21 protein-coding genes are annotated in these 26,095 nt (G+C 63.1%); 11 read left to right on the top strand and 10 right to left on the bottom strand.

The features are described from left to right. Positions 1-11 precede the first annotated feature (11 nt). From BM279_RS21640 to BM279_RS21610, 7 genes are all read right to left on the bottom strand, one after another. Positions 12-1,379, bottom strand: coding sequence for a sigma-54 interaction domain-containing protein (locus tag BM279_RS21640; RefSeq protein ID WP_093507258.1), 1,368 nt, complete (start codon positions 1,377-1,379; stop codon positions 12-14). Positions 1,380-1,531: 152 nt separating this feature from the next. Continuing rightward, on the bottom strand, positions 1,532-2,359 hold the full coding sequence (locus tag BM279_RS21635) for an ABC transporter permease (protein WP_075933866.1): 828 nt from the start codon (positions 2,357-2,359) through the stop codon (positions 1,532-1,534). 17 nt (positions 2,360-2,376) lie between these two features. Further along, entirely contained in the window at positions 2,377-3,624 is a 1,248-nt protein-coding gene (locus BM279_RS21630) for an ABC transporter permease (RefSeq protein ID WP_093507256.1), read from the bottom strand. A gap of 115 nt (positions 3,625-3,739) precedes the next feature. Further along, positions 3,740-4,774, bottom strand: coding sequence for an ABC transporter substrate-binding protein (locus tag BM279_RS21625; RefSeq protein ID WP_093507254.1), 1,035 nt, complete (start codon positions 4,772-4,774; stop codon positions 3,740-3,742). A 44-nt stretch (positions 4,775-4,818) separates the two neighbouring features. Continuing rightward, the gene (locus tag BM279_RS21620; RefSeq protein WP_093507252.1) at positions 4,819-5,928 is read right to left on the bottom strand and encodes an ABC transporter ATP-binding protein; all 1,110 of its coding nucleotides are present in this window, start codon (positions 5,926-5,928) and stop codon (positions 4,819-4,821) included. 217 nt (positions 5,929-6,145) lie between these two features. Then, complete coding sequence (locus BM279_RS21615) at positions 6,146-6,775, bottom strand: response regulator (protein WP_093507250.1); 630 nt, start codon at positions 6,773-6,775, stop codon at positions 6,146-6,148. After that, complete coding sequence (locus BM279_RS21610) at positions 6,772-9,192, bottom strand: PAS domain-containing sensor histidine kinase (RefSeq protein WP_093507248.1); 2,421 nt, start codon at positions 9,190-9,192, stop codon at positions 6,772-6,774. Before BM279_RS21610 ends, BM279_RS21615 begins: the two co-directional genes overlap by 4 nt. A 137-nt stretch (positions 9,193-9,329) precedes the next feature. Between BM279_RS21610 and BM279_RS21605 the strand changes: the two genes are divergently transcribed. Further along, on the top strand, positions 9,330-10,304 hold the full coding sequence (locus tag BM279_RS21605) for an alpha/beta hydrolase family protein (protein WP_093507246.1): 975 nt from the start codon (positions 9,330-9,332) through the stop codon (positions 10,302-10,304). A gap of 12 nt (positions 10,305-10,316) precedes the next feature. Here BM279_RS21605 and BM279_RS21600 read toward each other — a convergent pair whose 3' ends face one another. The 3 genes from BM279_RS21600 to BM279_RS21590 are packed head-to-tail and all read right to left on the bottom strand — an operon-like array spanning position 10,317 to position 12,767. Next, entirely contained in the window at positions 10,317-11,075 is a 759-nt protein-coding gene (locus BM279_RS21600) for a DnaJ domain-containing protein (protein WP_093507244.1), read from the bottom strand. Position 11,076: 1 nt separating this feature from the next. Beyond that, positions 11,077-11,745, bottom strand: a complete 669-nt coding sequence (murU, locus tag BM279_RS21595; protein ID WP_093507242.1) for an N-acetylmuramate alpha-1-phosphate uridylyltransferase MurU — start codon at positions 11,743-11,745, stop codon at positions 11,077-11,079. Then, positions 11,742-12,767 (bottom strand): aminoglycoside phosphotransferase family protein, encoded by a 1,026-nt coding sequence (locus BM279_RS21590; RefSeq protein WP_093507240.1) that lies wholly within the window; start codon positions 12,765-12,767, stop codon positions 11,742-11,744. Before BM279_RS21590 ends, murU begins: the two co-directional genes overlap by 4 nt. A 124-nt stretch (positions 12,768-12,891) precedes the next feature. Between BM279_RS21590 and BM279_RS21585 the strand changes: the two genes are divergently transcribed. The 10 genes from BM279_RS21585 to BM279_RS21540 all read left to right on the top strand — a co-directional run bounded on the left by BM279_RS21585 (position 12,892) and on the right by BM279_RS21540 (position 26,056). Further along, positions 12,892-15,657, top strand: a complete 2,766-nt coding sequence (locus BM279_RS21585; protein ID WP_093507238.1) for an LPS-assembly protein LptD — start codon at positions 12,892-12,894, stop codon at positions 15,655-15,657. Between the two features lie 4 nt (positions 15,658-15,661). Then, positions 15,662-16,933, top strand: a complete 1,272-nt coding sequence (locus BM279_RS21580; protein ID WP_425272707.1) for a peptidylprolyl isomerase — start codon at positions 15,662-15,664, stop codon at positions 16,931-16,933. Between the two features lie 93 nt (positions 16,934-17,026). Then, on the top strand, positions 17,027-18,025 hold the full coding sequence (pdxA, locus tag BM279_RS21575; RefSeq protein WP_093507234.1) for a 4-hydroxythreonine-4-phosphate dehydrogenase PdxA: 999 nt from the start codon (positions 17,027-17,029) through the stop codon (positions 18,023-18,025). 126 nt (positions 18,026-18,151) lie between these two features. Beyond that, positions 18,152-18,964 carry a 16S rRNA (adenine(1518)-N(6)/adenine(1519)-N(6))-dimethyltransferase RsmA gene (rsmA, locus tag BM279_RS21570; RefSeq protein ID WP_093507232.1) on the top strand — a complete coding sequence of 271 codons (813 nt, stop codon included), beginning with the start codon at positions 18,152-18,154 and terminating at the stop codon, positions 18,962-18,964. A 14-nt stretch (positions 18,965-18,978) separates the two neighbouring features. Further along, positions 18,979-19,359 (top strand): Co2+/Mg2+ efflux protein ApaG, encoded by a 381-nt coding sequence (gene apaG / locus BM279_RS21565; RefSeq protein ID WP_093507230.1) that lies wholly within the window; start codon positions 18,979-18,981, stop codon positions 19,357-19,359. A gap of 267 nt (positions 19,360-19,626) precedes the next feature. Beyond that, positions 19,627-20,451: a symmetrical bis(5'-nucleosyl)-tetraphosphatase gene (locus tag BM279_RS21560; RefSeq protein WP_093507228.1), complete on the top strand. Its 825-nt coding sequence runs from the start codon at positions 19,627-19,629 to the stop codon at positions 20,449-20,451. Next, positions 20,448-20,777, top strand: a complete 330-nt coding sequence (gene glpE, locus BM279_RS21555) for a thiosulfate sulfurtransferase GlpE (protein ID WP_093507226.1) — start codon at positions 20,448-20,450, stop codon at positions 20,775-20,777. Before BM279_RS21560 ends, glpE begins: the two co-directional genes overlap by 4 nt. A 459-nt stretch (positions 20,778-21,236) precedes the next feature. Then, positions 21,237-23,159 carry a PrkA family serine protein kinase gene (locus BM279_RS21550; protein ID WP_075932237.1) on the top strand — a complete coding sequence of 641 codons (1,923 nt, stop codon included), beginning with the start codon at positions 21,237-21,239 and terminating at the stop codon, positions 23,157-23,159. 66 nt (positions 23,160-23,225) lie between these two features. Beyond that, the gene (locus tag BM279_RS21545; RefSeq protein WP_093507224.1) at positions 23,226-24,497 is read left to right on the top strand and encodes a YeaH/YhbH family protein; all 1,272 of its coding nucleotides are present in this window, start codon (positions 23,226-23,228) and stop codon (positions 24,495-24,497) included. Next, positions 24,494-26,056, top strand: a complete 1,563-nt coding sequence (locus BM279_RS21540) for a SpoVR family protein (protein WP_093507222.1) — start codon at positions 24,494-24,496, stop codon at positions 26,054-26,056. The genes BM279_RS21545 and BM279_RS21540 overlap by 4 nt, the downstream gene beginning before the upstream one ends. Positions 26,057-26,095: the final 39 nt, after the last annotated feature.

The raw sequence follows: 26,095 nt of genomic DNA, 5'->3' as shown, positions 1-26,095 counted from the left end.
CCATTTTCCAATCAGCCTTGCTCCCAGCGCTTCATCTTCTGCACCAGCGTCGCCTGGCTCAAGCCAAGCGCCCTGGCGGCTTCACGGGTGGTCTTGTGCTGCACCAGCGCATCGCGGATCAGCCGCCGTTCGAGCTGCTCGACCTGCTTGCGCAGCGGCAGGCTGCCTTCCCTGGGGCTCGCCGGCAGGGCGCGCATTTCCTCGGGCAGGTCGAACAGCTCCACGGCCTCGCCGGTACAGGTCACCACCAGCCGCTCGACCAGGTTGATCAGCTCGCGGATGTTGCCGGGCCAGGCGTAATCGGTGAGCGCATCCAGGGCTTCCAGCCCCCAGGCCAGTTCCCGCCCGTAACGAGCGTTGAATTCGGCCAGGTAGAAATCGAGCAGTGGCTGAATCTCCTCCGGTCGCTCGCGCAGCGCGGGAATATGGATCGGCACGACGTTGAGGCGGTAATAAAGGTCGGCGCGAAAGTGCCCTTCGGCGACCATCTGACGCAGGTCATGGTGAGTGGCGGTGATGATGCGCACGTCCACTTCCTTGAGCTCCAGGCCGCCCACCGGGATGAAGCGGCTCTCCTCGATCACCTTGAGCAGCTTGACCTGCAGGGCCAGCGGCAGGTCGCCGATCTCGTCGAGAAACACCGTGCCCTGATGGGCCAGCTCGAGCAGCCCGCGCTTGCCCTTGCTGCCGGCGCCGGTGAAGGCACCCGCCACGTAGCCGAACAGCTCGGCCTCGATCAGGTTCTCCGGCAACGCACCGCAGTTGAGTGCCAGGAACGGCTGGGCCGCGCGCGGGCTGCGCTTGTGGATGTACTGGGCGATCAGCGTCTTGCCGACGCCGGTTTCGCCTTGCAGCAGCACCTTCACGTCGCTGGCGGCCACCTGCCGGGCCTGGGCGAACAGGCGCCCGGAAGCCGGCAGGTTGGCCACCGGCGAGGCATCGAGCAAATCGTCACGCTGGCCGGCGTGCAGCTTCGCGGTGCTGTTGCGCAACTGCTTGAGCTGCTGCAGTTCATCGCGTTCGTGCTTGATGCGCAGCAGTTCGGTCATGTCGCGCACCGTGCTGACCACATAACGCACGCGGCCGGCCGTATCGAGAATCGGCGTGCCACTGACCAGCAGGCGCTTGCCCTGGCTGACGCTCTGCATCAGCGACAGGGCGCGACCCTCCTTGAGCACCCGCAGGGACACCGACTGGGAGATCACGCCCTGCTCCACCAGCGCCTGCATGTGCTGGCCGACCACATCCTCGCTGCGCAGACCGGTCAACCGCTCGTAGGCACCATTGACCTTGAGGGTGATGCCGTCGGCGTCGGTGATGTAGACGCCGTCGTGCAGCGCGTCGAGCAACTCGCGAAAACTGGGGTCGTCGAAATCCATCGGGCTTTCCAGGTACGGGCGGAAGACCTGGCAGTGTACTCGCAGACGACGACAGGCATGAAAACCCGCCAGGGCGCGAGCGAAAACGGCGGCATAAAAAAACCGCCGCAACCCAAAGGGCTGCGGCGGCTACGGCTACGCCGCGAAAACGCTTATTCGCTGACCTGGGTGCGCATCTTCTCGCTGCGCCCGCGCAGCCATTCCAGGGTCAGCAGCAGCAGAATCGAGAAGCCGATTAGCAGGGTCGCCGCGGCGGCGATGGTCGGGCTGAGGTTCTCGCGGATACCGCTGAACATCTGCCGTGGCAGGGTGACCTGCTCGGGGCCGGCGAGGAACAGGGTGACCACCACCTCATCGAACGACGTGGCGAAGGCGAACAGCGCGCCGGAGATCACGCCCGGTGCGATCAGTGGCAGGGTCACCCGGCGGAACGCAGTGATCGGCGAGGCGCCGAGGCTGGCCGCCGCGCGTACTAGGTTGTAGTTGAAGCCCTGCAGGGTCGCCGACACGGTGATGATCACGAAGGGCACGCCCAGTACCGCGTGCACCACGATCAGCGACAGGTAACCGTTGGCCAGGCCCAGCGGTGCGAAGAACAGATAGCTGGCAACGCCGACGATGACCACCGGCACCACCATGGGCGAGATCAGCAGGCTCATCACCAGCGCCTTGCCGCGAAACTCCGAGCGGGTCAGGCCGATGGCCGCCAGGGTGCCGAGAATCATCGCCAGCACGGTCGCTGCCGGGGCAATGATCATGCTGTTCTTCAGCGCACGCATCCAGCCGGCCGAGCCGAAGAAGTCCTCGTACCAGCGCATCGAGAACCCTTGCATCGGGTAGATCAGAAAGGTGCCGGAGTTGAACGACAGCGGCACGATGACCAGGATCGGCAGCACCAGGAACAACAGCACCAGGCCGCAGAGCAAGCGCAAACCGTAGTACCAGGCGCGCTCAACGGGAGACATATAAGGACTCAGCATTTTCTAATCTCCGCTCGTTAACCCAGACGCAACCGACCCGCACCCACCAACCAGCTGTACACCACGTAGAGCAGCAGCGTGGCGACCAGCAGCAAGCCGCCCAGCGCGGTGGCCATGCCCCAGTTGATGGTGGTGTTGGTGTAGAAGGCGACGAAGTAGCTGACCATCTGGTCGCTCGGGCTGCCGAGCAGCGCAGGCGTGATGTAGTAGCCGATGGACAGGATGAACACCAGCAGGCAACCGGCGCCGACACCGGCCAGGGTCTGCGGGAAGTACACCCGCCAGAAGCTGGCGAACGGGTGACAGCCCAGGGAAATCGCGGCGCGCATGTAGGTCGGCGAAATGCCTTTCATGACGCTGTAGATCGGCAGGATCATGAACGGCAGCATGATGTGCACCATGGAGATGTACACCCCGGCGCGGTTGAACACCAGCTCCAGCGGCTGGTCGATCAGCCCCAGCTTGATCAGCGCCGTGTTGATCAGCCCGCCGGACTGCAGCAGCACGATCCACGCCGCCACGCGCACCAGGATCGACGTCCAGAACGGCAGCAGCACCATGATCATCAGCAGGTTGCCCTGGCGGGTCGGCAGGTTGGCCAAGAGATACGCCAGCGGATAGGCCAGCGCCAGGCAGATGGCGGTGATCACCGCGCCCATCCAGAAGGTGCGGGCGAAGATGTCGAGATAGATGGCCTGGTCCGGGGTGGTCTTGACCACGGCGCCGGAGTCGTCGACGCGATGATCCAGCGCAGCGAGCAGGTAGTAGGACGTCCACGAGCTGCTGTTGCGGCGAATCACCTGCCAGTAGGCAGGGTCGCCCCAGCGCTCGTCGAAGGATTCCAGCGCATCCTTGTAGGAAGCAGGCTCGGCTTCGAACGGCAGCGAGCGGCCGGTCTTGGCCAGCAGGCTGCGATAGCCGGCCAGCTCCATGTTCAGGCGCTTGGACAGATCGCCCAGCTTCTGTTGTTCGCGGGCGTCGGCCAGGTCCAGGGCCAGCGCCTTGTAGACCGGCTCTTCGGGCAGGCCGCGGCCGTCCCAGCTGTCGATGGCTTCGACGGTGCGCGGCAGCGAGCCGACCACGTCCGGGTTATCCACGCTGCGGTTGAGCAGCGCCACGATCGGCACCAGAAAGGTGAAGACGAGAAACAGCACCAACGGCAGGATCAGGGCCTGGGATTTCAGGCGATTCATCCGCTCGGCGCGCGCCAGCCGCTGCTTGAGCGTAGGGCCGGCGACCTCGGCATTGGGCACTGCTAGGGCCATGGGGATAACTCCGGTGAAGCCAATAAGAATTCGGGGGTAAAGCCGGAGCGCCGATACGCCAGCGCTCCGTGAAGCGAAGGGGCAAGGCGCTCACGCCCTGCCCCGCTGCGCGCCGTTACTTGGCGGCCCAGGCGTTGAAACGCTGCTCCAGCACTTCGCCGAAGTCGGCCCAGAAGGTCACGTCCATGGCCACCTGGTTGGCGATGTTCTGCGGAGCGGTCGGCAGGTCGGCGGCGACCTTGGCGTCGAGCAGGTCGACAGCTTTTGGATTCACCGGGCCGTAGGCGATGTTTTCCGAATAGGTCTTCTGGTTTTCCGCCTGCAGGGTGTAGGCGATGAATTTCATAGCCTCGTCCTTGTTCTTCGCGCCCTTCGGGATGGCCCAGGCGTCGAAGTCGTAGATGCCACCGTCCCATACCACTTTCAGGCTGCTGCCTTCTTTCTGGGTGGCGGCGATGCGGCCGTTGTAGGCCGAGCTCATGACCACGTCACCGGAAGCGAGGTACTGCGGCGGCTGGGCGCCGGCTTCCCACCACTGGATGTAAGGCTTGAGCTCGTCGAGTTTCTTGAACGCGCGCTCCTGGCCGTCCTTGCTCGCCAGTACCTTGTAGACGTCTGCAGGCTTGACGCCGTCGGCCATCAGGGCGAATTCGAGGGTGTACTTGGCGCCCTTGCGCAGGCCGCGCTTGCCCGGGAATTTCTTCACGTCCCAGAAATCCGCCCAGCTGGTCGGCGCGGTGCTCAGCTTGTCGGCGTTGTAGGCCATGACGGTCGACCAGACGAAGAAGCCGACGCCGCACATCGACGCCGCGCCCGGCACCAGGGCCTTCTTGTCGCCGACTACCGCGTAGTCGATCTCTTCGAACAGGTCTTCGTCGCAACCACGGGCCAGTTCGGGGGACTCGACCTCGACCAGGTCCCAAGACACGCTGTTGGTGTCGACCATGGCTTTGACCTTGGCCATCTCACCGTTGTACTCGCCGGCGATGATCTTGCCGTTACCGGCCGCTTCCCACGGCTGGTAGTAGGCCTTGACCTGGGCATCCTTGTTGGCGCCACCGAAGTTGATGACGGTGAGGTCTGCAGCGTGAACCTGTGCAGCGCAGACCAGGCCCAGTGTCAGCGCGGAAAGGGAGAATATCTTCGACATTTTTATGTTGGCTCCAAGTGCTGTGGTAAAGCGCAAAACGCCGATCATTCCGCCGAGAGCGGATCGAGGGCGCGAACGTGCTCGACCTGCCAGCCGAGCGGGATCACATCACCGACCGCAAGCCCGGGATCGAGCTCGGCAATCGGCTGTTTGACGAAGAAGTCGGTCTTGCCGCAAACCTCCAGGCGCACGCGTACGTGGTCGCCCAGGTAGATGAATTCCGATACGCGGCCGGAGAAGCGGTTGTCGCAGCCCTCGGCGGCGGTATTGAGGCGAATGCGCTCCGGGCGGATCGACAGGCTCACGGCATCACCCGGTTGGCCGACGTTGACGGCCAGGGCCTGGACCTTCTCGCCCCGGCCCAGCTGTACGGTGCAGGTGTCGCCCGTACGCTCGACCAGTTCGCCGGCGAAGCGGTTGTTCTCGCCGATGAACTGCGCCACGAAGGTGTTGCGCGGCGACTCGTAGAGCTCGCGCGGCGGGGCGATCTGCTGAATCTCGCCCTGGTGGAACACGGCGACGCGGTCGGACATGGTCAGCGCTTCGCTCTGGTCGTGGGTCACATAGACCACGGTCACGCCCAAGCGCTGGTGGATGTGCTTGATCTCCATCTGCATGTGCTCGCGCAGTTGCTTGTCGAGCGCGCCGAGCGGCTCGTCCATCAGCACCAGCTGCGGTTCGAACACCAGGGCGCGAGCCAGGGCTACACGCTGCTGCTGGCCACCGGAGAGCTGCGCCGGGTAACGGCCGGCGAAGGCGTCCAGCTGCACCATGGACAGGGAGCGTTTGACCTTCTCGCCGACGTCGGCCTTGCTCATGCCGCGCACGCTGAGCGGGAAGGCCAGGTTCTCGGCCACCGTCATGTGCGGGAACAGGGCGTAGTTCTGGAACACCATGCCGATGTCGCGCTTGTGCGGTGGCACGTTGTTCAGGCGCTTGCCGGCCAGGGTGATCTCACCGGCGGTGGGCGTCTCGAAGCCGGCCAGCATCATCAGGCTGGTGGTCTTGCCGGAGCCGGACGGCCCGAGCAGGGTCAGGAACTCGCCCTTGCGAATATCCAGATTGAGATCTTTGACGATCAGGTTCTCGCCGTCGTAGCTCTTCTGCACGCCACGAAAGCTGACCAGGATGTCGCTCGAAGAAGTGTCGCCCATCACCGCACCTGCCTGTTGTTCTACCGTGCCCCAAGACTAGAACCGGCGTTAGAACCTGGAAATCGGGCGTGCTGACACTTTGCTATAAGGCAGGCGGAAAGGCGCTTGTAGGGCAATCCCTACAGCGATGTCGCGATTGGGTAAGTATCGGCGCTCCGGTGACGGCAGCATGCAGTGCCGCGCAGCAGAGCATGTCGCGAATGGATATGCGGCGTGCTCAGATCAGCTTGTGCTCGACCGCGTAGCGCACCAGATCGGCCACCGAATGCAGATTGAGCTTCTGCATCAGACGCGCCTTGTGGGTGCTGATGGTCTTGCTGCTGAGTGCCAAATGGGCGGCGATCTCGTTGACGCCCTCGCCCTGCACCAGACGCTCGAACACCGAAAACTCGCGCTCGGAGAGCAGCGCGTGGGGCGGCCGAGAGTCGGTCAGGCCGACCTCGAAGACCATGCGGTCGGCCAGTTCCGGGTCGATGTAGCGCCCGCCGCCGGCAACCTTGCGGATGGCGGTGAGCAGCAACGCAGGGTCACTGTCCTTGGTGGCATAACCGGCCGCGCCGATCTTCAGGGCGCGGGCGGCCATCTGCGCTTCATCATGCATCGACAAGACCAGAATCGCCGGCGGCTGACTCAGCGCACGAATCCGCGGAATCGCCTCCAGGCCATTGACGCCGGGCATGGAGATATCCAGCAGCACCACTTCGCAGGGCGTCTGCCGCAGGGTTTCCAGCAACTGCTCGCCGTTGCTCGCCTCGCCGACTACCTGCAGGTCGCGGGCCATGCCGATCAACTGCTTGATGCCCTCGCGGACGATGGTGTGGTCTTCGGCTACCAGTACTCGGATCACGCGTTTGGCCTCTGTTCGATCATCGGGTCGCACTCGCTCAGCGGCACCCGCACGCGCAACAGAGTACCTTCGCCAGGCCGGCTGTCGAGGTTCAATTGTCCGCCGAGCATCAGCACACGCTCGCGCATGCCGACCAGGCCGAAGGAGTCGGCGCGCACGCTGGCCGGGTCGAAACCCCGGCCATCGTCGCTGATCGACAGGCACAGGCTGTCGCCCTGCAGCTCCAGACGCACCGTCACCGTGTGCGCCTGGGCGTGGCGCATGACGTTGGTCAGCGACTCCTGAAGAATGCGGAACAGCCCGGTGGCCTTGGCGTCGCTCAGCGGCGGCACGTGTTCAGGCACCTCGACCAGGCACGGGATCTGCGTGCGCGCTTCGAAACGCCGCGCCTGCCATTCGATGGCCGAGGCGATACCGGCATCCAGAATCGGCGGGCGCAGCGCGGTGGCCACATCACGCACCAGCTGGAACAGGTTGGCGATCAGCTTCTTCATGTTGTCCAGCCGCTCGCGCAGACCGGGGTCGAGGTCGGCGAAGCCCAGCTCGCACATTGAGGTTTCCAGCTTGAGCACGGTGAGCACCTGACCCAGCTCGTCGTGCACCTCGCGGGCGATGCGCGCCTTCTCTTCCTCGCGCACGCTTTCCAGGTGCGCGGACAGATCGCGCAGGCGCGCCTGGGATTCGGCCAGCGCCAGTTCATTGCGCTTGTTATCGCTGATGTCCCAGACCACCCCGTCCCAGATCACCCGACCATCGGCCAGGCACCGGGCCATGGCCTTGATATCGACCCAGCGCGAATCCCCTGTGTGGGTAAGCATGCGGCCCTGCCAGTGCCAGTCGCTGTCGCTGTCGAAGGCCTCATCCTGCACGCGGTGGTAGTCGGCCTTGTCGTCCGGGTGCACGAGGCTGCGCAGGCCGTGATCGGGCGCCAGCAGGGTCGCCGCACGATAGCCAACCAGGCTCTCGCTGCCTTCGCCGATAAAAGCGAACAGCGCCGGATCACCGGGCCGCGCCCGTTCCAGGCGAAACACCACGCCCGGCACGTTGGCGGCAATGCCCTGCAGACGCGCCTCGCTCTCCTGCAGCGCGGCCAGGGCGCGGCGGCGATCGGTGACATCGGTGATGAACACCACCAGGTACTCGGTATCGCGGTACTGCAAAAAGCTCAGCGACACGTCGACCGGCAGACGGCTGCCATCGGCGCGCAGGCATTCGGTCTCGAAACTCGGAGGACGCTCTTCCCCTTTACGTGCCAGGCGCCACAATTCGAGCCAGCGGTCCATGCTCATGCCCGGCTCGAAATCGCTCAGCGGTCGGTCCACCAGCGCGCCGCTGCGGTAGCCGAGCATTGCCTCCGCAGCCTGGTTGGCGTAGCGCACGTGGCTGTCCCAGTTGACCCAGAGGATGCCGACCGTGCTGTTGTCGATGGAGAACTGCGACAGGCGCAAGGCGTCGCGGGCAATCTCGCGCAGCTCCACCTCATGGCGCGCGGCCAGCAGGCGAAACTCCAGGGTGTCGCGCTGGCGCCGCAGCCACCACGCCAGAAGCAGGGCAAACACCAGCAGCAGGCCAAGCAACAGACTGCTCGCCCGCCAGAAACTCGCCGAGCTTTCCTGCTGCAGGTAGCTGGGCGGCAGCCAGCGATTGTGCAAGTCATCCAGCTCCCGCGCCGAAACGCTGCGTAAGGCGACATCAACGATGCCTGCCAGCTCCGGCCTATCGCGCCGAGTTGCCACGCGCAGCAGCTGCGGAAAGCCGATATCACCGACGATGGCCAAGCCGAGGAACTCAGGCTCGCGGGACAGCCGGCCCAGCTGGGCTTCGTCGAGCACCGCATAGCTGGCCTGCTGATTGACCACCCGCTGCAGCGCCTGGCGTGGCGTGGCGGTGACGTCCAGCTTGAGCCTTGGGTAGTTGCTGCGCAGGTAGTCGAGCACAGCATCGGAGCCTTTCAGGGCGACCGGCGCGCGGCCGTCGAGCTGCTCCAGATCGACCGCGCCGCCGCCATCGCGCTCGCCGATCACCAGGTTCGAAACGCGCAAAAAAGGGTCGGAAAACAGCCAGTGGCGCAGGCCGGCTGGTGTCTGGCTGAGTCCCGAAGCCAGGTCGATCTGATCGCTACGCAGCGCCTGCTCCAGTTCCTCAGGCGTCTGGAAGGTGCGCCAGCGCACCTGCGTGCCCATCTGCGCGGCCAGGGTGTTGACGATCTCCACGTTGGCGCCGGTCAAACGATGCAGGCGGCGGTCGAGCTGAGCATAGGGCGGCTGTAACACCACGCCTGCACGCAGCACCGGGTTGGCGGCGAGCCACTGCTGCTGGGCGGCGTCGAAGATCCTCGCCGGTGCCACTGGCGGCTCATCCGCCCACAGCGTGGCGGGGATGCTCAGGATCAGAAGAAACAGCCAACGCAGGATCATGCACGAACACCAGAAACGAATCGGAAGCCACCATGCTGAACACGGGACGGCACTGGCCGCATTAAGCACCATCAGGATCTGACAAATCCACGACAAGTGATTAGGCTGCCTTGCATCGAATACTTCCAGGCCTTGCCATGACGCGCCTTCGCCACCTACCCCGCTACGCCCTGTTTCTGACCCTGCTGGCCAGCGCCCTGGCAGCGCACGCCGAACAAAGCCCACCTGCCGATGCCGCAGACAAGAACGCGGCCAAGCCCGAGCAGCGCGCGCCGCTGGCCGAGCGCAGCGATCTGGAAGCATCGGCCCTGGAACGCCAGTTGGCAGCCAGCGAACAGCAGCAGCTCGACGCTGCCGGCACCACCTTTCTCGCCCTCTGGCGACCCGCCAACGACCCGGCGCCCATGGGCGCGGTGATTCTCGTGCCAGGCGACGATGAAAGCGCCGACGCGCCGCCGACCGTCGGTCCACTGCGACGCAAAATTCCGGACGCCGGCTGGCACAGCCTGAGCCTGACCCTGCCAGATCCGCAGGGCGCCAATCTGCCGGTGCGTAAACCAGAGGCACCGGCCAGCGGTGACAGCAAAGCTACCGAGCCCGCTGCCGAAAAGGCGCCGGAACCCGCTGCGCCGGAGCCAGCCACACAAGCACCACCGCCTGACGCCGAAGCGGCCCGCACCGCACACGTCGAGCGAGTATTCGCCCGTATCGATGCTGGCATCGCTTTCGCCAGTCAGCAGCAGGCCAAGGTCGTGGTGCTGCTCGGCCACGGCAGCGGCGCCTACTGGGCGGCGCGCTATATCGCCGAGCGCAAACCCGCCAATGTACGCCATCTGGTGCTGGTCGATGTGAGTCAGCCGGAGGGTTTCGACGCGCCGTTCAATGATCTGCTGGGGCAGCTCACTGCCAAGGTCGGCGACTTCTATTACCGCGATACGGCAGCCGCGCGGCAGGCCGCCCTGGGGCGCAAGCAGCTCAGTCAACGGCAAAAACAGCCTGAACTGGTACAGATTGCCCTGGACGCCATGCCAGGCAACCCGGATGTCGCTCAGGAGCAGCTGTTCCGTCGCCTGCGTGGCTGGCTGGACAAGCATGCCGGCGGCGCCAAGTAGCCGCCGAGACGCTTAGCGGAAGCCGCGGCGCTGGCGGATCAGCGCATAGGCGTTGTGCAGTTCGCGGGTCGCTTCCGTGGCCTCGCGCACCTTTTCCGGCGCCGCACCGCTGCCCGCCAGCTTGTCGGGATGGTGACGACTGAGCAGGCGTCGATAAGCCTTCTTGATCTGCTGCACCTCGCTGTCAGCCGACACACCGAGCAGGCGCAGGGCCTGCTGATAGCTGTCCGCAGCCGCGGCCGGCGGACCACGGCGCGGTGAATAGGCGTCGCTGAATGCCTCTTGCGCTTCGACGGCGACCCCCAGCCACTTGCCCCATAGCAGGATCAGCTCGCGTTCGGCCTGGCCCACCTTGCCGTCGGCCCAGGCCATGCGCCAGCAGGCACGCAGCAGTTCCTGTGCCTCGCCACGGCGCCGCAGCAGCGGGCCACGCAGGTTGTCCTGCCCGGTCTTGCCCCGCGAGAAGGCTTCGATGGCCGCCACCCTTCCGACCTCGCTCAACGCCAGGCGCTGCATCTCGGCGCGGGCCTGGCGGATGTGCGTCTGCTGCACCACACCATCGCTCTTGGCCAGACGACCGAGCATGACGAACAGCAGGTTACCGTCAGCGACCGCGGGCTTGCCGACCAGTCGCTCGCCTAGTGTTTTCCAGCCACGCAAGCCCAGGCGGCGATCCAGAACCTGGCCAAGCAAGCCACCAAGCAGCAGACCGGGAATGCTCGCCAGGGCGAAGCCGGCCAGCGCCCCCACCAACGTCAGCGGCCAGTACATATCAGCGCTCGCCCTGCAGCGATTCCACCTCGGCCAGGCGCTCGTGGGTGCCGACATCCACCCAACGGCCAGTGAAGCGTTCGCCGCTCACCTGATGCTCGGCCATCGCCACCCGTAGCAAAGGTGCCAGTTTGAACGCGCCGAGCTGGCAGCCAGCGAACAATGCAGGATCGAGCACGGCGATGCCGCTGTAGGTCAGGCTGGCGTCACCGGCTGCGGCATCCGCCACCCGGCCTTCTTGAAGGCGGAAGTCGCCCTCCGGGTGGTGGGCCGGGTTATCCACAAGCACCAGATGAGCCTTGGCGTCGAACGACCGGCGCAGAGCCGAAAAATCGTAGTCGGTGAAGATATCGCCGTTGACCACCACGAACGGCTCGTCACCGAGCAGTGGCAGCGCCTTGAAGATACCGCCGCCGGTTTCCAGCGGCTCGCCTTCGGCCGAATAGTGAATGCTGACACCGTAGCGCTCACCAGTGCCCAGGTAGTCTTCGATCTGCTGGCCGAGCCAGGCGTGATTGACCACCAGCTCGCTGAAGCCCGCACGCGCCAGGGCGCGCACGTGATACTCGATCAGCGGCACACCAGCGGCCCGAACCAGGGGTTTGGGCGTGTGCAGCGTCAGCGGTCGCAGCCGCTCACCCTTGCCGGCAGCGAGAATCATCGCCTTCATCGGGCAGCCTCCGCAGTGCCTTTGAGCTCGGCGATCAGCTCGCCGAGTTCGGCAAGCTCAGGGCGCCTGGCAAGCACGGCTTCTATATAGGCAAAGAAACGCGGCACGTCGGCCAGGTATCGCGGTTTGCCATCGCGGTGGCAGATGCGCGCGAAGATGCCGACCACCTTGAGGTGGCGCTGTACGCCCATCAGGTCGCTGGCACGCAGGAAGTCCGCCAGATCATCCTGCACGGGAACGCCGGCAGCGCGGGCCTTGTGCCAATAGCCTTCCAACCAACCCTGCACGCGCGCCTGGGGCCAGCTAAGGAAGGCGTCCTTGAATAGACTGGTAATGTCATAGGTGACCGGGCCGTAGACGGCATCCTGGAAATCCAGCACGCCGGGATTGGGCTCGCTGATCATCAGGTTGCGCGGCATGTAGTCGCGATGCACCAGCACCTTGGGCTGGGCCAGGGCACTGTCGATCAACAGGCTGCAGATGCGTTGCCAGGCGGCCTGCTGCTCGGCATTAAGGGTCAGGCCAAGTTCGCGGGCCACGTACCAATCCGGAAACAATTGCAGCTCGCGGCGCAGCAGGGCGTCGTCGTAATGCGGCAGCCCGGCATCCATGGGCAGCTGCTGATAGGCCAGCAAGGCATCGATGGCAGGCGTGAACAACTGGTCGGCATTGTCGCCGTCGATCACGTCCAGGTAGGTCTGACGGCCCAGATCGCTGAGCAGCAGAAAACCCTGCTCAAGATCCGCCGCATGGATCTGCGGCACGTTCAGATCGGCGCGGGCCAGCAGATTGGCCACCTCGACGAAGGGCCGGCAGTTCTCCTGGGGCGGCGGCGCGTCCATCACGATCAGGCTGCGCTCGCCCGCCTGCCAGCGGAAATAACGACGAAAACTGGCGTCGCTGCTGGCCGGCTGCAGCACCGCCTCCGGTACCTCGCCCCAGGCATTGGTAGCGAACAGGGCCTGCAGTTGTGGCGCTAGCCATTGCTTCAGGCGTTGTAAACGTACATCGTGATCAGGCATTGCAAGGGTCTCCGACGGCGCTAGCCGTTGCGCGGGTCATGCTTTATTATCCAGCATCTTTTTCAGCCCATCGAGAGGCGTGCGGCCCCTGGGCCAAAAGCGCACAGGAAGCCCGGAAAACAAGATGGCAGTAAAATACCCCGCTTTTCGCAAGAAATTCCCGCTTCTGGTAACGGGTGGCCTGTTGGCCCTGCAGCCCTTCGCCAGCCCATTCGCCACCGCTGCCGAACAATTCGACTGCCAGGCATCGCCAACCGGCGGCTGGGCCTGTGCACCGAAAACCAGCAACGCCAACGTGCCAAGTCGTCCGGACCATAGCGCCAACTCAGTGAGTTCCGGCGGCTCCGCTGCACCTGCGGCGGCGGCCAAGAGCAAACCCCAGCCGACGCTGGTGACCGAAGCGGGTGGCCGCGCCCTCGCCTCGCGAAGCGCCGACTATAGCCACTTGGACTGGGTACCGCGCGAGAAGCTGACCAGCGCCCAGCTGGCAGAGATCGGCCCGGCCTGCTCCGGCGCCTACATCGAGCCGGCCCGTCCGGGCATGAACGACAAGACACCGATGAGCGAAGCACCGATGTTCGTATCGGCCAAGGCTTCGCGTTATCAGCAGGAAGAACAGGTCGCGACCCTCGCCGGTGACGTGGTGGTGCGCCAGGCCGGCATGCAGGTCGAGGCCGACGAAGCCAGCCTGCATCAGGCCGAAAACCGTGGCGAGCTGGTCGGCAACGTTCGCCTGCGCGACCAGGGCGTCCTCGTCGTCGGTGATCGTGGCGAGCTGCAACTGGACAACGGCGAAGCGCGCATCGACAACGCTGAGTACGTGATGCACGCTCAACACGTACGCGGCAGCGCGGCTTACGCCAAGCGCGAAGAAACCGCGATCATCCGCCTCAAGGATGGTACCTATACCAGCTGCGAACCAGGCAGCAACGCCTGGTACCTGAAGGGCAACAACATCACCCTCAACCCGGCCACCGGTTTCGGTACCGCGACCAACGTCACCCTGCGGGTCAAGGATGTTCCGGTGTTCTACACACCGTATATCTATTTCCCGATCGACGACCGTCGCCAGTCCGGCTTCCTGCCACCGAGCATCGGCAGCTCTAGTAGCAACGGGCTTACGCTGCAGACCCCCTACTACTTCAATCTGGCGCCGAACTTCGACGCCACCCTATACCCGACCTACATGGCCAAACGCGGCCTGCTGATGGAGGGCGAGTATCGCTACCTGACCCGCAACAGCGAAGGTCAGGTCGGAGGTGCCTATCTGGACGACCAGGAAGACGAGCGCAAGCTGCAGTCGGACTACAAAGATCAACGCTGGATGTACAGCTGGCAGCACAAACAGGGTCTCAATGAACGCCTGCTGGCCGACGTCGACTACACCGACATCAGCGACCCCTACTACTTCCAGGACCTGAACACCGATCTGGGCATCGGCACATCGAGCTACGTCGACCAGCGTGGCACCCTGACCTGGCGAGGGGATAGCTTTAAAGCCCGGCTTAACGCCCATGCCTATGAGCTGGCCACCATTACCGACGTAACGCCCTACAACCGGCTGCCGCAAATAACCCTGGACGGCAAGCTACCGGTGGAGCCTGGTGGTCTGAACTTTACCTATGGAACCGAACTGGTTCGCTTCGAGCGCGACCTGCGCGATGGTTTCTACATCAATCAAAATGGCGACCCTGAACAGCCTTGGAACGATGAAAACATTCAAGGCTTGGCACGCTCCAATGGTACTCGTCTACATGTCGAGCCGGGCGTTAACCTGCCCATAGACTGGAGCTGGGGCTTTATCAAGCCGCAAATCAAGTATCTGCAAACCAGTTATGACTTGGATATTGATCAGCAGGGCAAGAACACGCTGCTGGAAGACGAGCAATACAAGAGCACGCAGAACCGTGGTGTTGGCATGTTCAGCGTTGATAGCGGCCTGTACTTCGACCGCCAGACCTCGCTGTTCGGCCGTGAAGCACGCCAGACCCTCGAACCGCGCCTGTTCTACCTCTATGTTCCGGAAGAGGACCAGACCGATATTCCGGTCTTTGATACCAGCGAAAGCACCTTCAGCTACGCCTCGCTGTGGCGTGAAAACCGCTTCACCGGCAAGGATCGTATTGGCGATGAGAACAAGATTTCCCTCGGTGTAACCAGTCGCTGGATCGAGCCCGATGGTTTTGAACGTCAGCGCTTCAGCATCGGCCAAGCCTTCTATTTCGAAGACCGCAAGGTGCAGATGCCTGGCATCGACTACCGCGACCGCGATGAGGCCACCTCCTCGGTATCGCCCTACGCCCTGGAATACATGTATCGCTACAACCAGGACTGGCGCTTCACCTCAGACTTCAACTGGGATCCGGACAGCCACCGCACTCGCTCCGGTAGTGCAATGTTCCACTATCAGCCGGCCAACGACCCGCGCAAGATCGTCAATGCCGGGTATCGTTATCGAAACGACACCCTCAACTACGACCAAAGCACAGGTCGCTGGAGCTATGGCAGCGATTACGGAACCGAAGGTAGCCCGGGCTTCATCAAGGACTACTACAAGATCAGTCAGCATGACTTCTCGGTTATCTGGCCGGTTGCTCAGCAGTGGAGCCTGATCTCGCGCTGGCAGTATGACTATGGGCGTAACCGTACTCTGGAAGCCTTCGCTGGCTTCGAATACGACAGCTGCTGCTGGAAACTACGCCTCATCAACCGCTACTGGGTCGATTACAACGAGGTCAGCCTCAACCCTTCACGTAATGACGAATCCGACAGCGGCATCTTCTTGCAAATCGTCCTAAAAGGCCTAGGCGGCGTAGTAGGCAATAAAGTTGAGACATTCCTCGACCAAGGCATTCAAGGTTATCGTGAACGTGAAGAACAAGCTCACTGAGTACATGCGCCCACTGCTGTTGGGCGCGATGTTTCTGGGTACTGCGGCGCACGCCGATGTACAGCCTCTCAACCGCGTGGTGGCGATCGTCGATAACGACGTGATCATGCAAAGCCAACTCGATGCCCGGCTGCGCGATGTACAGCGCACCCAGGCCAAGCGTGGCGGCGAAGCGACACCAACTGATGTCCTGACCAAACAGGTGCTCGATCGTCTGATCCTGGAGAATATCCAGCTGCAGATGGGCGAGCGCGCCGGTATCCGCATCAGCGACGAAGAACTCAATCAGGCCATGGCTACCGTTGCACAGCGCAACGGAATGACCATGGACCAGTTCCGTGACGCCCTGGCAAAAGACGGCCTGTCCTTCAACGATGCCCGCGACCAGATAGCCCGCGAGATGATCATCAGCCGCGTACGCCAGCGCAGGGTCGCTGAACGTATTCAGGTGACCGAGCAGGAAGTGAAGAACTTCCTCGCCTCCGACCTGGGCAAGATGCAGCTGTCCGAAGACTTCCACCTAGCCAGTATCGTCATTCCGATTCAGGAAGACGCATCCTCGGACGCCCTGCAAGCCGCCGAGCGTCGTGCCCAGGACATCTACCAGCAGGCCCGCCAGGGCGGCGACTTCGCCAAGCTGGCGGTCGCCAACTCGGCCAGTGAGAACGCGCTGGACGGTGGTGACATGGGCTGGCGCAAGGCCGCCCAGCTACCATCGCCATTCGATAACATGATCAGTGCCATGAGCGTGGGTGATGTAACTGAGCCGATCCGCACCCCAGGTGGTTTCATCATCCTCAAGGTGCTGGAGAAGCGTGGTGGTGAGGCCGCGGCCGTACGTGACGAAGTGAACGTGCGTCACATCCTGATCAAGCCAAGCGAGATCCGCACCGACGCCGAGGCCAAGGTATTGGCCGAGCGCCTGTACCAGCGCATCCAGGCAGGCGAAGACTTTGCCGAACTGGCGAAGAACTTCTCCGAAGACCCGGGCTCTGCGCTCAACGGCGGTAGCCTCAACTGGATCGACCCGAACGCTCTGGTGCCAGAGTTCCGCGAGGTGATGAACAACACCGCCAGTGGCGAAGTATCCAAGCCGTTCAAGAGCCAGTTCGGCTGGCACGTGCTGCAGGTCGTGGGGCGTCGCGCCACCGACAGCAGCGAGCAGATGCGTGAGCAGCAGGCCCTGAACCTGCTACGCAACCGCAAGTACGACGAAGAACTGCAGACCTGGCTGCGCCAGATCCGCGATGAAGCCTATGTGGAGATCAAGCTGTAAATCAGCTTGAATACCCTCGAAGCCCGGCACAGCGCCGGGCTTTTTCATTTCTGCCTGGGCTAAAATCACGCAGCCCGACCTCGAGACCGGATCATGCCCAATAGCCTGCGCTTCGCCCTCACTCCCGGAGAACCTGCCGGCATCGGTCCGGATCTTTGCCTGTTGATCGCCCGCGAGCAGCAGGCCCATGCACTGATCTGCGTCGCCAGTCGCGTATTGCTGCAAGCTCGCGCGGCGGAGCTGGGACTGCAGATCGAGCTTATCGATATTGCACCTGATAATTGCCCTACTCAGCCCGCGCCAGCCGGCAGCCTCTACGTGTGGGATACGCCGCTGGGCGAGCCGGTGGTCACCGGTCAGTTGAGCAAGGCCAACGCCGCCTATGTGCTGCAGACCCTGACGCGCGCCGCCGAAGGATGCCTGAACGGCAGCTTCGCCGGAATGATCACCGCGCCGGTGCACAAAGGCATCATCAACGATGCGGGTATGGCCTTTTCCGGCCATACCGAATTTCTCGCTGACCTGACCGGCACACCCCAGGTAGTGATGATGCTCGCGACCCGCGGCCTGCGGGTAGCACTGGTCACCACCCACCTGCCGCTCAAGGACGTAGCCGATGCCATCACCACTGAGCGTCTGCAGCGCGTGACACGCATCCTGCACGCCGACCTGCGCGACAAGTTCGGCATTGCCAGACCACGCATCCTGATCTGCGGCCTTAACCCACATGCCGGCGAAGGCGGCCACCTGGGACGCGAGGAGATCGAAGTCATCGAGCCTGCGCTCGAGCAACTGCGCGGCGAAGGCATGGAGCTGATCGGCCCGCTGCCGGCCGACACGCTGTTTACCCCCAAGCACCTGGAGCATTGCGACGCAGTGCTCGCCATGTATCACGATCAGGGTTTGCCGGTGCTCAAGTACAAAGGCTTCGGCGCAGCGGTGAACGTGACCCTGGGCCTGCCGATCATCCGCACCTCGGTCGACCACGGCACCGCGCTGGACCTTGCCGGCACCGGGCGCATCGACTGCGGCAGCCTGCAGGTCGCCCTGGAAACCGCCTATGAGATGGCGCACAGCCGCCTGCTCCGCTGAAGGACCGGCCAGGAGTGGTGAGCGCCGCCGCTCGACAGGCGTTCCCTGCTAAACTGCGCGTTTTAGCCTGACCGCTTTACGCGCTTGCTTGATGCTTGCAGCTTGAAGCCTGGAGCTGCTTTTCAGATGTCCGAGCCTTACCAACACCGCGCGCGCAAGCGCTTCGGCCAGAACTTCCTTCATGACGCCGGGGTGATTCACCTTATCCTGCGCGCCATCCATGCCCGCGAAGGCGAGCACCTGCTGGAGATCGGCCCGGGCCAGGGCGCGCTCACCGAAGGCTTGCTTAACAGCGGTGCGCAGCTTGACGTGATCGAACTGGATCTGGACCTGATCCCGATCCTGCAGGCCAAGTTCGCCGACCAGCCGCGCTTTCGACTGAACCAGGGCGATGCCCTGAAATTCGACTTCTCGAGTCTGCAGGCAGCGCCCAACAGCCTGCGGGTGGTCGGCAACCTGCCGTACAACATCTCCACACCGCTGATTTTCCACCTGCTGGACAACGCCCATCTGATCCGCGACATGCACTTCATGCTGCAAAAGGAAGTGGTCGAGCGCCTGGCCGCGGGCCCGGGCGGCGGCGACTGGGGGCGACTGTCGATCATGGTGCAGTACCACTGCCAGGTGGAACACCTGTTCAACGTCGGCCCGGGTGCTTTCAACCCGCCGCCCAAGGTCGACTCGGCCATCGTGCGCCTGGTACCGCACAAGGTGCTGCCGCACCCGGCCAAGGATCATCGCCTGCTCGAGCGCGTGGTGCGCGAGGCCTTCAACCAGCGCCGCAAGACCCTGCGCAACACCCTCAAGGCGCTGCTGCCGGCCGGCGAGATCGAGGCGGCCGGCGTCGATGGCAGCCTGCGCCCCGAGCAGCTGGATCTGGCCGCGTTCGTGCGCCTGGCCGACCAGCTGGCCCTGCAACCCGCGCCTTCGCCCACCTGATTGATCGAGTGCCCATGTCCGACCCTCGTTACCAGATCGACGTCAACATCGTCACCCGCTACCTGCCGGAACAGTCGCAACCCGAGCAGAACCGTTTCGCTTTCGCCTACGACGTGACCATCCACAACGCCGGCGAACTGCCGGCCAAGCTGCTGACACGCCACTGGATCATCACCGACGGCAACGGCCAGGTTCAGGAAGTGCGCGGCGCCGGCGTGATCGGCGAACAGCCGCTGATCGCTCCGGGCGAAAGCCATCGCTACAGCAGCGGCACGCTCATGGCCACCAAGGTCGGCACCATGCAGGGCAGCTACCAGATGCTGGCCGACGACGGCCAGCGTTTCGATGCACCGATCGCGCCCTTCCGCCTCGCCGTTCCAGGCGCCCTGCACTAAGGGTCTACCCCGGTTTCGTTCGTGGCCGCGCCGGAGCCATTTTTTGCGCGAGGCTAGGCATGAGGAGAGAAGTTTGGTTATTCCAAATGAACGACGAATAACGCAGCATCGCGCAAAAAATGGCCCGACCCTTCGGGTTGCGCGAAGAATTGCACCATGCAGCGTTGCGAGGCTTGGCAAGGGAGCGACCATTACCTGCGCCTCGCGCCTTACCTGGTGCAATTTTTCGCAGCAACGCGGCTCACGACGAAACGGGGGTAGACCCTAATGGCGACCTATGCCGTCGGCGACCTGCAGGGCTGCCTGAAACCGCTGCAGTGCCTACTCGAACGCGTGGCCTTCGACCCGGCCCGTGACCGACTGTGGCTGGTCGGCGATCTGGTGAACCGCGGTCCGGCGTCCCTGGAAACCCTGCGTTTTCTCTACGGCATGCGCAAGGCGCTGGTCTGCGTGCTGGGCAATCATGACCTGCACCTGCTCGCCGCCGCGTGCAATATCGAGCGCCTCAAGCGGGGCGACACCCTGCGCGAGATTCTCGAAGCGCCGGACTGCGACGAACTGCTGGACTGGCTGCGCCAGCAGAAGCTGCTGCATTATGACGAGCAGCGCAACACCGCCCTGGTGCACGCCGGCATACCGCCGCAGTGGAACATGGCCAAGGCACTGCGCCGCGCCAACGAAGTCGAGAACGCGCTGCGCGACGATGCTCTGTATCCGATGTTCCTCGACGGCATGTACGGCAACGAGCCGGCGTGCTGGGACAAGGAGCTGCAGGGCATCGCCCGGTTACGGGTGATCACCAACTATTTCACCCGCATGCGCTTCTGCAAGGCCGACGGCACCCTGGACCTGAAGAGCAAGGAAGGCCTCGACACCGCGCCGGCCGGCTACCTGCCCTGGTTCAGCCACAAACAGCGCAAGACCCGTGACCAAAAGATCATCTTCGGCCATTGGGCGGCTCTGGAAGGCCAATGCGATGAGCCCGGCGTGTTCGCCCTGGATTCGGGCTGCGTGTGGGGCGGCAGCATGACCCTGATGAATATCGATAGCGGCGAGTACCATCGCTGCGACTGTAGCGAGGAAGCAGCATGAGCGAGTTCAAACGCATCGCCCCCGAACAGGCCCAGGCACTGCGCGACAAAGGCGCCGTAGTCGTCGACATCCGCGACCCACAAAGTTTCGCGGCTGGTCACATCAGCGACTCCCAGCACCTGGACAACTATTCGCTGGCCGACTTTATCGCCAAAGCCGATCTCGACACGCCGCTGATCGTCACCTGCTACCACGGCAACTCCAGTCAGGGTGCCGCAGCCTATCTGGTTGGCCAGGGTTTCTCGGAGGTCTACAGCCTCGACGGCGGCTTCGAACTGTGGCGCGCCACCTACCCGCAGGACACCGAAACCAGCCAGCCGGAATAAAACCGGCTCGCTACCTCACCTGCGCTCCCAAGACGCTCGCGCATAAATTTTTTTCGCCAGCCAAGCCCCGCCAATGCTGGGTTTGCCTGCCTCTCTGGCACCGCAATGGAGCCTGACCTAGCAATTGCGCCTTGACCTTGCCGATTACCAACTATCCTTGTCTTAGGCCATCCCAATTCAGGTAGCCGGCCAATCGGCCGAACGGGCCATCGGTACTCACCTTCAGCAGCCAGCCAGAGCCACGCGACACAGGGTCAGGCGGGAGAAGGCAGCCGATACGCCTTGCGCGAGAGACGCAAGGCGGCTGTCCTCAACCTGCCATGCGACGGACAGCCGACCATGAGGTTCTGACTGACCAAGGGGTGTTTGGGGGATTCATCTCGGCAGCGCGAGCGCCGAGTCTGCATGCACCCGCTCGACCGATCCCGGCCGGCTCCCAGCATCGAGCGAGGTGAAGTCATGAGCATTTTCAGTCACTTCCAACAACGATTCGAGGCGACGCGCCAGGAGGAGTACTCGCTGCAGGAGTACCTCGAACTGTGCAAGCAGGATCGTAGCGCCTACGCCAGCGCGTCCGAGCGCTTGCTGATGGCCATCGGCGAACCGGAGCTGCTCGATACCTCCCATAACCCGCGGATGTCGCGCATCTTTTCCAACAAGGTGATTCGTCGCTATCCGGCCTTCGCCGACTTCCACGGCATGGAAGAATGCATCGAGCAGATCGTTTCCTACTTTCGTCACGCTGCTCAGGGCCTGGAAGAGAAGAAGCAGATTCTTTACCTGCTCGGCCCAGTCGGCGGCGGCAAGTCCTCGCTGGCCGAGAAGCTCAAGCAGTTGATGGAAAAGGTGCCCTTCTACGCCATCAAGGGGTCACCAGTGTTCGAATCACCACTGGGCCTGTTCAACGCCGCCGAGGACGCCGCGATCCTCGAAGAGGACTACGGCATTTCCCGCCGTTACCTGGGCAGCATCATGTCGCCCTGGGCCAGCAAGCGCCTGGCCGAGTTCGGCGGTGACATCAGCCAGTTTCGCGTGGTCAAGCTCTACCCGTCGATCCTCAACCAGATCGCCATCGCCAAGACCGAGCCGGGCGACGAGAACAACCAGGACATCTCCGCCCTGGTCGGCAAGGTGGATATCCGCAAGCTCGAGGAATTCCCGCAGAACGATGCCGACGCCTACAGCTATTCGGGCGCGCTATGCCGGGCCAACCAGGGCCTGATGGAATTCGTCGAGATGTTCAAGGCGCCGATCAAGGTGCTGCACCCGCTGCTCACCGCCACCCAGGAAGGCAACTACAACAGCACCGAAGGGCTGGGGGCCATTCCCTACAACGGCATCCTGCTGGCGCACTCCAACGAATCGGAGTGGCACACCTTCCGCAACAACAAGAACAACGAGGCGTTCATCGACCGCATCTACATCGTCAAGGTGCCGTACTGCCTGCGCGTCAGTGACGAGATCAAGATCTACGACAAGCTGCTGGTCAGCAGCTCCCTGGCCAACGCCCATTGCGCGCCGGACACCCTGAAAATGCTCGCCCAGTTCTCCACCCTGTCGCGCCTCAAGGAGCCGGAGAACTCCAACATCTACTCGAAGATGCGCGTCTACGACGGCGAAAACCTCAAGGATACCGACCCCAAGGCCAAGTCGATCCAGGAGTACCGCGACGCAGCGGGCGTGGACGAAGGCATGAACGGCCTGTCGACCCGCTTCGCCTTCAAGATTCTCTCCAAGGTCTTCAACTTCGACCCACACGAAGTGGCCGCCAACCCGGTGCACCTGCTCTATGTGCTCGAGCAGCAGATCGAACAGGAACAGTTCCCGGGCGAGGTACGTGAGCGCTACCTGCGCTTCATCAAGGAATACCTGGCGCCGCGCTATATCGAGTTCATCGGCAAGGAAATCCAGACCGCCTACCTGGAGTCCTACAGCGAGTACGGCCAGAACATCTTCGACCGCTACGTGCTGTACGCCGACTTCTGGATTCAGGATCAGGAATACCGTGATCCCGAGACCGGGGAAATCCTCAATCGCGTAGCCCTCAACGAGGAACTGGAGAAGATCGAGAAGCCGGCCGGCATCAGCAATCCGAAGGATTTCCGCAACGAGATCGTCAACTTCGTGCTGCGCGCCCGGGCCAACAATAACGGCAAGAATCCGACCTGGCTCAGTTACGAGAAACTGCGGGTGGTGATCGAGAAGAAGATGTTCTCCAACACCGAGGATCTGCTGCCGGTCATCAGCTTCAACGCCAAGGCCAGCAAGGAGGATCAACAGAAGCACAACGACTTCGTCAAACGCATGGTCGAGCGCGGCTATACCGAGAAGCAGGTGCGCCTGCTGTCCGAGTGGTATCTGCGCGTACGTAAATCGCAGTAAGCGGCCTCTGCTGCGGGCCACGGCAATCTCGCCGTGGCCTGCATCCGTAGTGCCCGGAGGGCTTGTATGAGCTACGTGATCGACCGTCGCCTCAATGGCAAGAACAAGAGCACGGTGAACCGCCAGCGGTTCATTCGTCGCTATCGCGACCACATCAAGAAGGCGGTGGAGGACGCCGTCAGCCGTCGTTCCATCACCGACATGGAGCACGGTGAGCAGATTAGCATTCCCGGCCGCGACATCGACGAGCCGGTGCTGCACCATGGCCGCGGCGGCAAACAGACCGTCGTGCACCCCGGCAACAAGGAGTTCGTCGCCGGCGAACGGATTCCACGCCCGCAGGGCGGTGGCGGCGGCCAGGGTGCCGGCAAGGCCAGCAACTCCGGCGAGGGCATGGACGAGTTCGTGTTCCAGATCACCCAGGAAGAATTCCTGGACTTCATGTTCGAGGATCTGGAGCTGCCCAATCTGGTCAAGCGCCATCTGACCGGCGCGGAAACCTTCAAGACCGTGCGCGCAGGCATCAGCAGCGAAGGCAACCCGTCACGCATCAACATCGTGCGCACCCTGCGTTCGGCCCATGCCCGGCGCATCGCGTTATCGGGCAGCAGCCGGGCCAAGCTGCGCGAGGTGAAGGCCGACCTGGAGCGCCTGCGCCGCGAAGAGCCGGACAACTTCAGCGACATCCAGCTGCTCGAAGCCGAGATCGAGCGCCTCAGCGCGCGTATTCATCGCATCCCGTTTCTCGACACCTTCGACCTCAAGTACAACCTGCTGGTCAAGCACCCCAACCCCAGCTCCAAGGCGGTGATGTTCTGCCTGATGGACGTCTCCGGCTCGATGACCCAGGCCACCAAGGACGTCGCCAAGCGCTTCTTCATCCTCTTGTACCTGTTTCTCAAGCGGAACTACGACAAGATCGACGTGGTGTTCATCCGCCACCACACCAGTGCCAAGGAAGTGGACGAGGAAGAGTTCTTCTATTCCCGGGAAACCGGCGGCACCATCGTTTCCAGCGCGCTGAAGATGATGCAGGAGATCATGGCCGAGCGTTACCCGACCAACGAATGGAACATCTACGGCGCCCAGGCTTCGGACGGCGACAACTGGAACGACGACTCGCCGATCTGTCGGGATATCCTGATCAAGCAGATCATGCCCTTCGTGCAGTATTTCACCTACGTGGAGATCACCCCGCGCGAGCACCAGGCGCTGTGGTTCGAGTACGAGCGGGTGGCCGAAGCCTTCGGCGACACCTTCGCCCAGCAGCAACTGGTATCGGCGGGTGACATCTACCCGGTATTCCGCGAACTGTTTCAGCGGAGGCTCGCCACATGAGCAGCAACAAGAAACGTCAGCCCCTGTCCACGGGCTCGGAATGGACCTTCGAGCTGATTCGCGACTACGACCGGGAAATCAGCCGGCTGGCCGAGCGCTATGCCCTCGACACCTACCCCAACCAGATCGAGGTGATCACCGCCGAGCAGATGATGGATGCTTACGCCTCCGTCGGCATGCCGCTGGGTTATCACCACTGGTCGTACGGCAAGCAGTTCCTCAGCACCGAGAAATCCTACAGCCGCGGGCAGATGGGCCTGGCGTACGAGATCGTGATCAACTCCGACCCGTGCATCGCCTACCTGATGGAGGAAAACACCATCACCATGCAGGCCCTGGTGATCGCCCACGCCTGCTACGGGCACAATAGTTTCTTCAAGGGCAACTACCTGTTCCGCACTTGGACCGACGCCAGTTCGATCATCGACTACCTGGTGTTCGCCAAGCAGTACATCACCCAGTGCGAGGAGCGCCACGGTATCGATGCGGTCGAGGATCTGATCGACTCCTGCCATGCCCTGATGAACTACGGCGTGGACCGCTACAAGCGCCCCTACCCCATCTCCGCCGAGGAAGAGCGCCGTCGCCAGAAGGATCGCGAAGAGCACCTGCAGCGGCAGATCAATGACCTGTGGCGCACCATTCCCAGGAGCGCGAGCAAAACCGACGAGAGCGACAACAAACGCTTTCCCGCCGAGCCCCAGGAAAACATCCTGTATTTCCTGGAGAAACACGCTCCGCTGCTCGAGCCCTGGCAGCGCGAAGTGATCCGCATCGTGCGCAAGATCGCCCAGTATTTCTATCCACAACGCCAGACCCAGGTGATGAACGAAGGCTGGGCGACCTTCTGGCACTACACCTTGATGAACGATCTCTACGACGAAGGCCTGGTCACCGACGGTTTCATGATGGAGTTCCTGCAGTCGCACACCAGCGTGGTGTTCCAGCCGTCGTTCGACAGCCCCTACTACAGTGGAATAAACCCCTACGCCCTGGGCTTCGCCATGTACCGCGACATTCGCCGCATCTGCGAGGAGCCCACCGAAGAGGATCGCCGCTGGTTCCCGGACATCGCCGGCAGCGATTGGCTGAGTACCCTGAAATTCGCCATGACCAGCTTCAAGGACGAAAGCTTCATCCTGCAGTACCTGTCGCCCAAGGTGATTCGCGACCTGAAGCTGTTCAGCATTCTCGACGACGACCAGAAAGACGAACTCAGCGTGCCGGCCATCCACGACGAGCCGGGCTATCGGACCATCCGTGAAACACTCGCTGCTCAGTACAACCTCGGCAATCGTGAGCCCAACGTGCAGATCTGGAGCATTGATCGCCGCGGCGACCGCTCGCTGACCCTGCGCCACTTCCAGCACGACCGCAAGCCGCTGGGCAGTTCCACCGAAGAAGTGCTCAAACACCTGCACCGCCTGTGGGGTTTCGACATTCACCTGCAGACGCTGCAGGGCGATCGGATCGTCAACACCCAACACGTGCCACCGAGAAACGATGCAGCACAGGATGGCGACCACCCACGTCTGGATCTGCATATCCCTGCGCTGTAACCGCGCGACGACAGCTTCCGGCACAGCGGGTATCCTCTG

The sequence above is a fragment of the Phytopseudomonas straminea genome (assembly GCF_900112645.1).
In the GTDB taxonomy this organism is placed as follows: domain Bacteria; phylum Pseudomonadota; class Gammaproteobacteria; order Pseudomonadales; family Pseudomonadaceae; genus Aquipseudomonas; species Aquipseudomonas straminea.
This window is presented reverse-complemented; position numbering and strand designations above follow the sequence as displayed.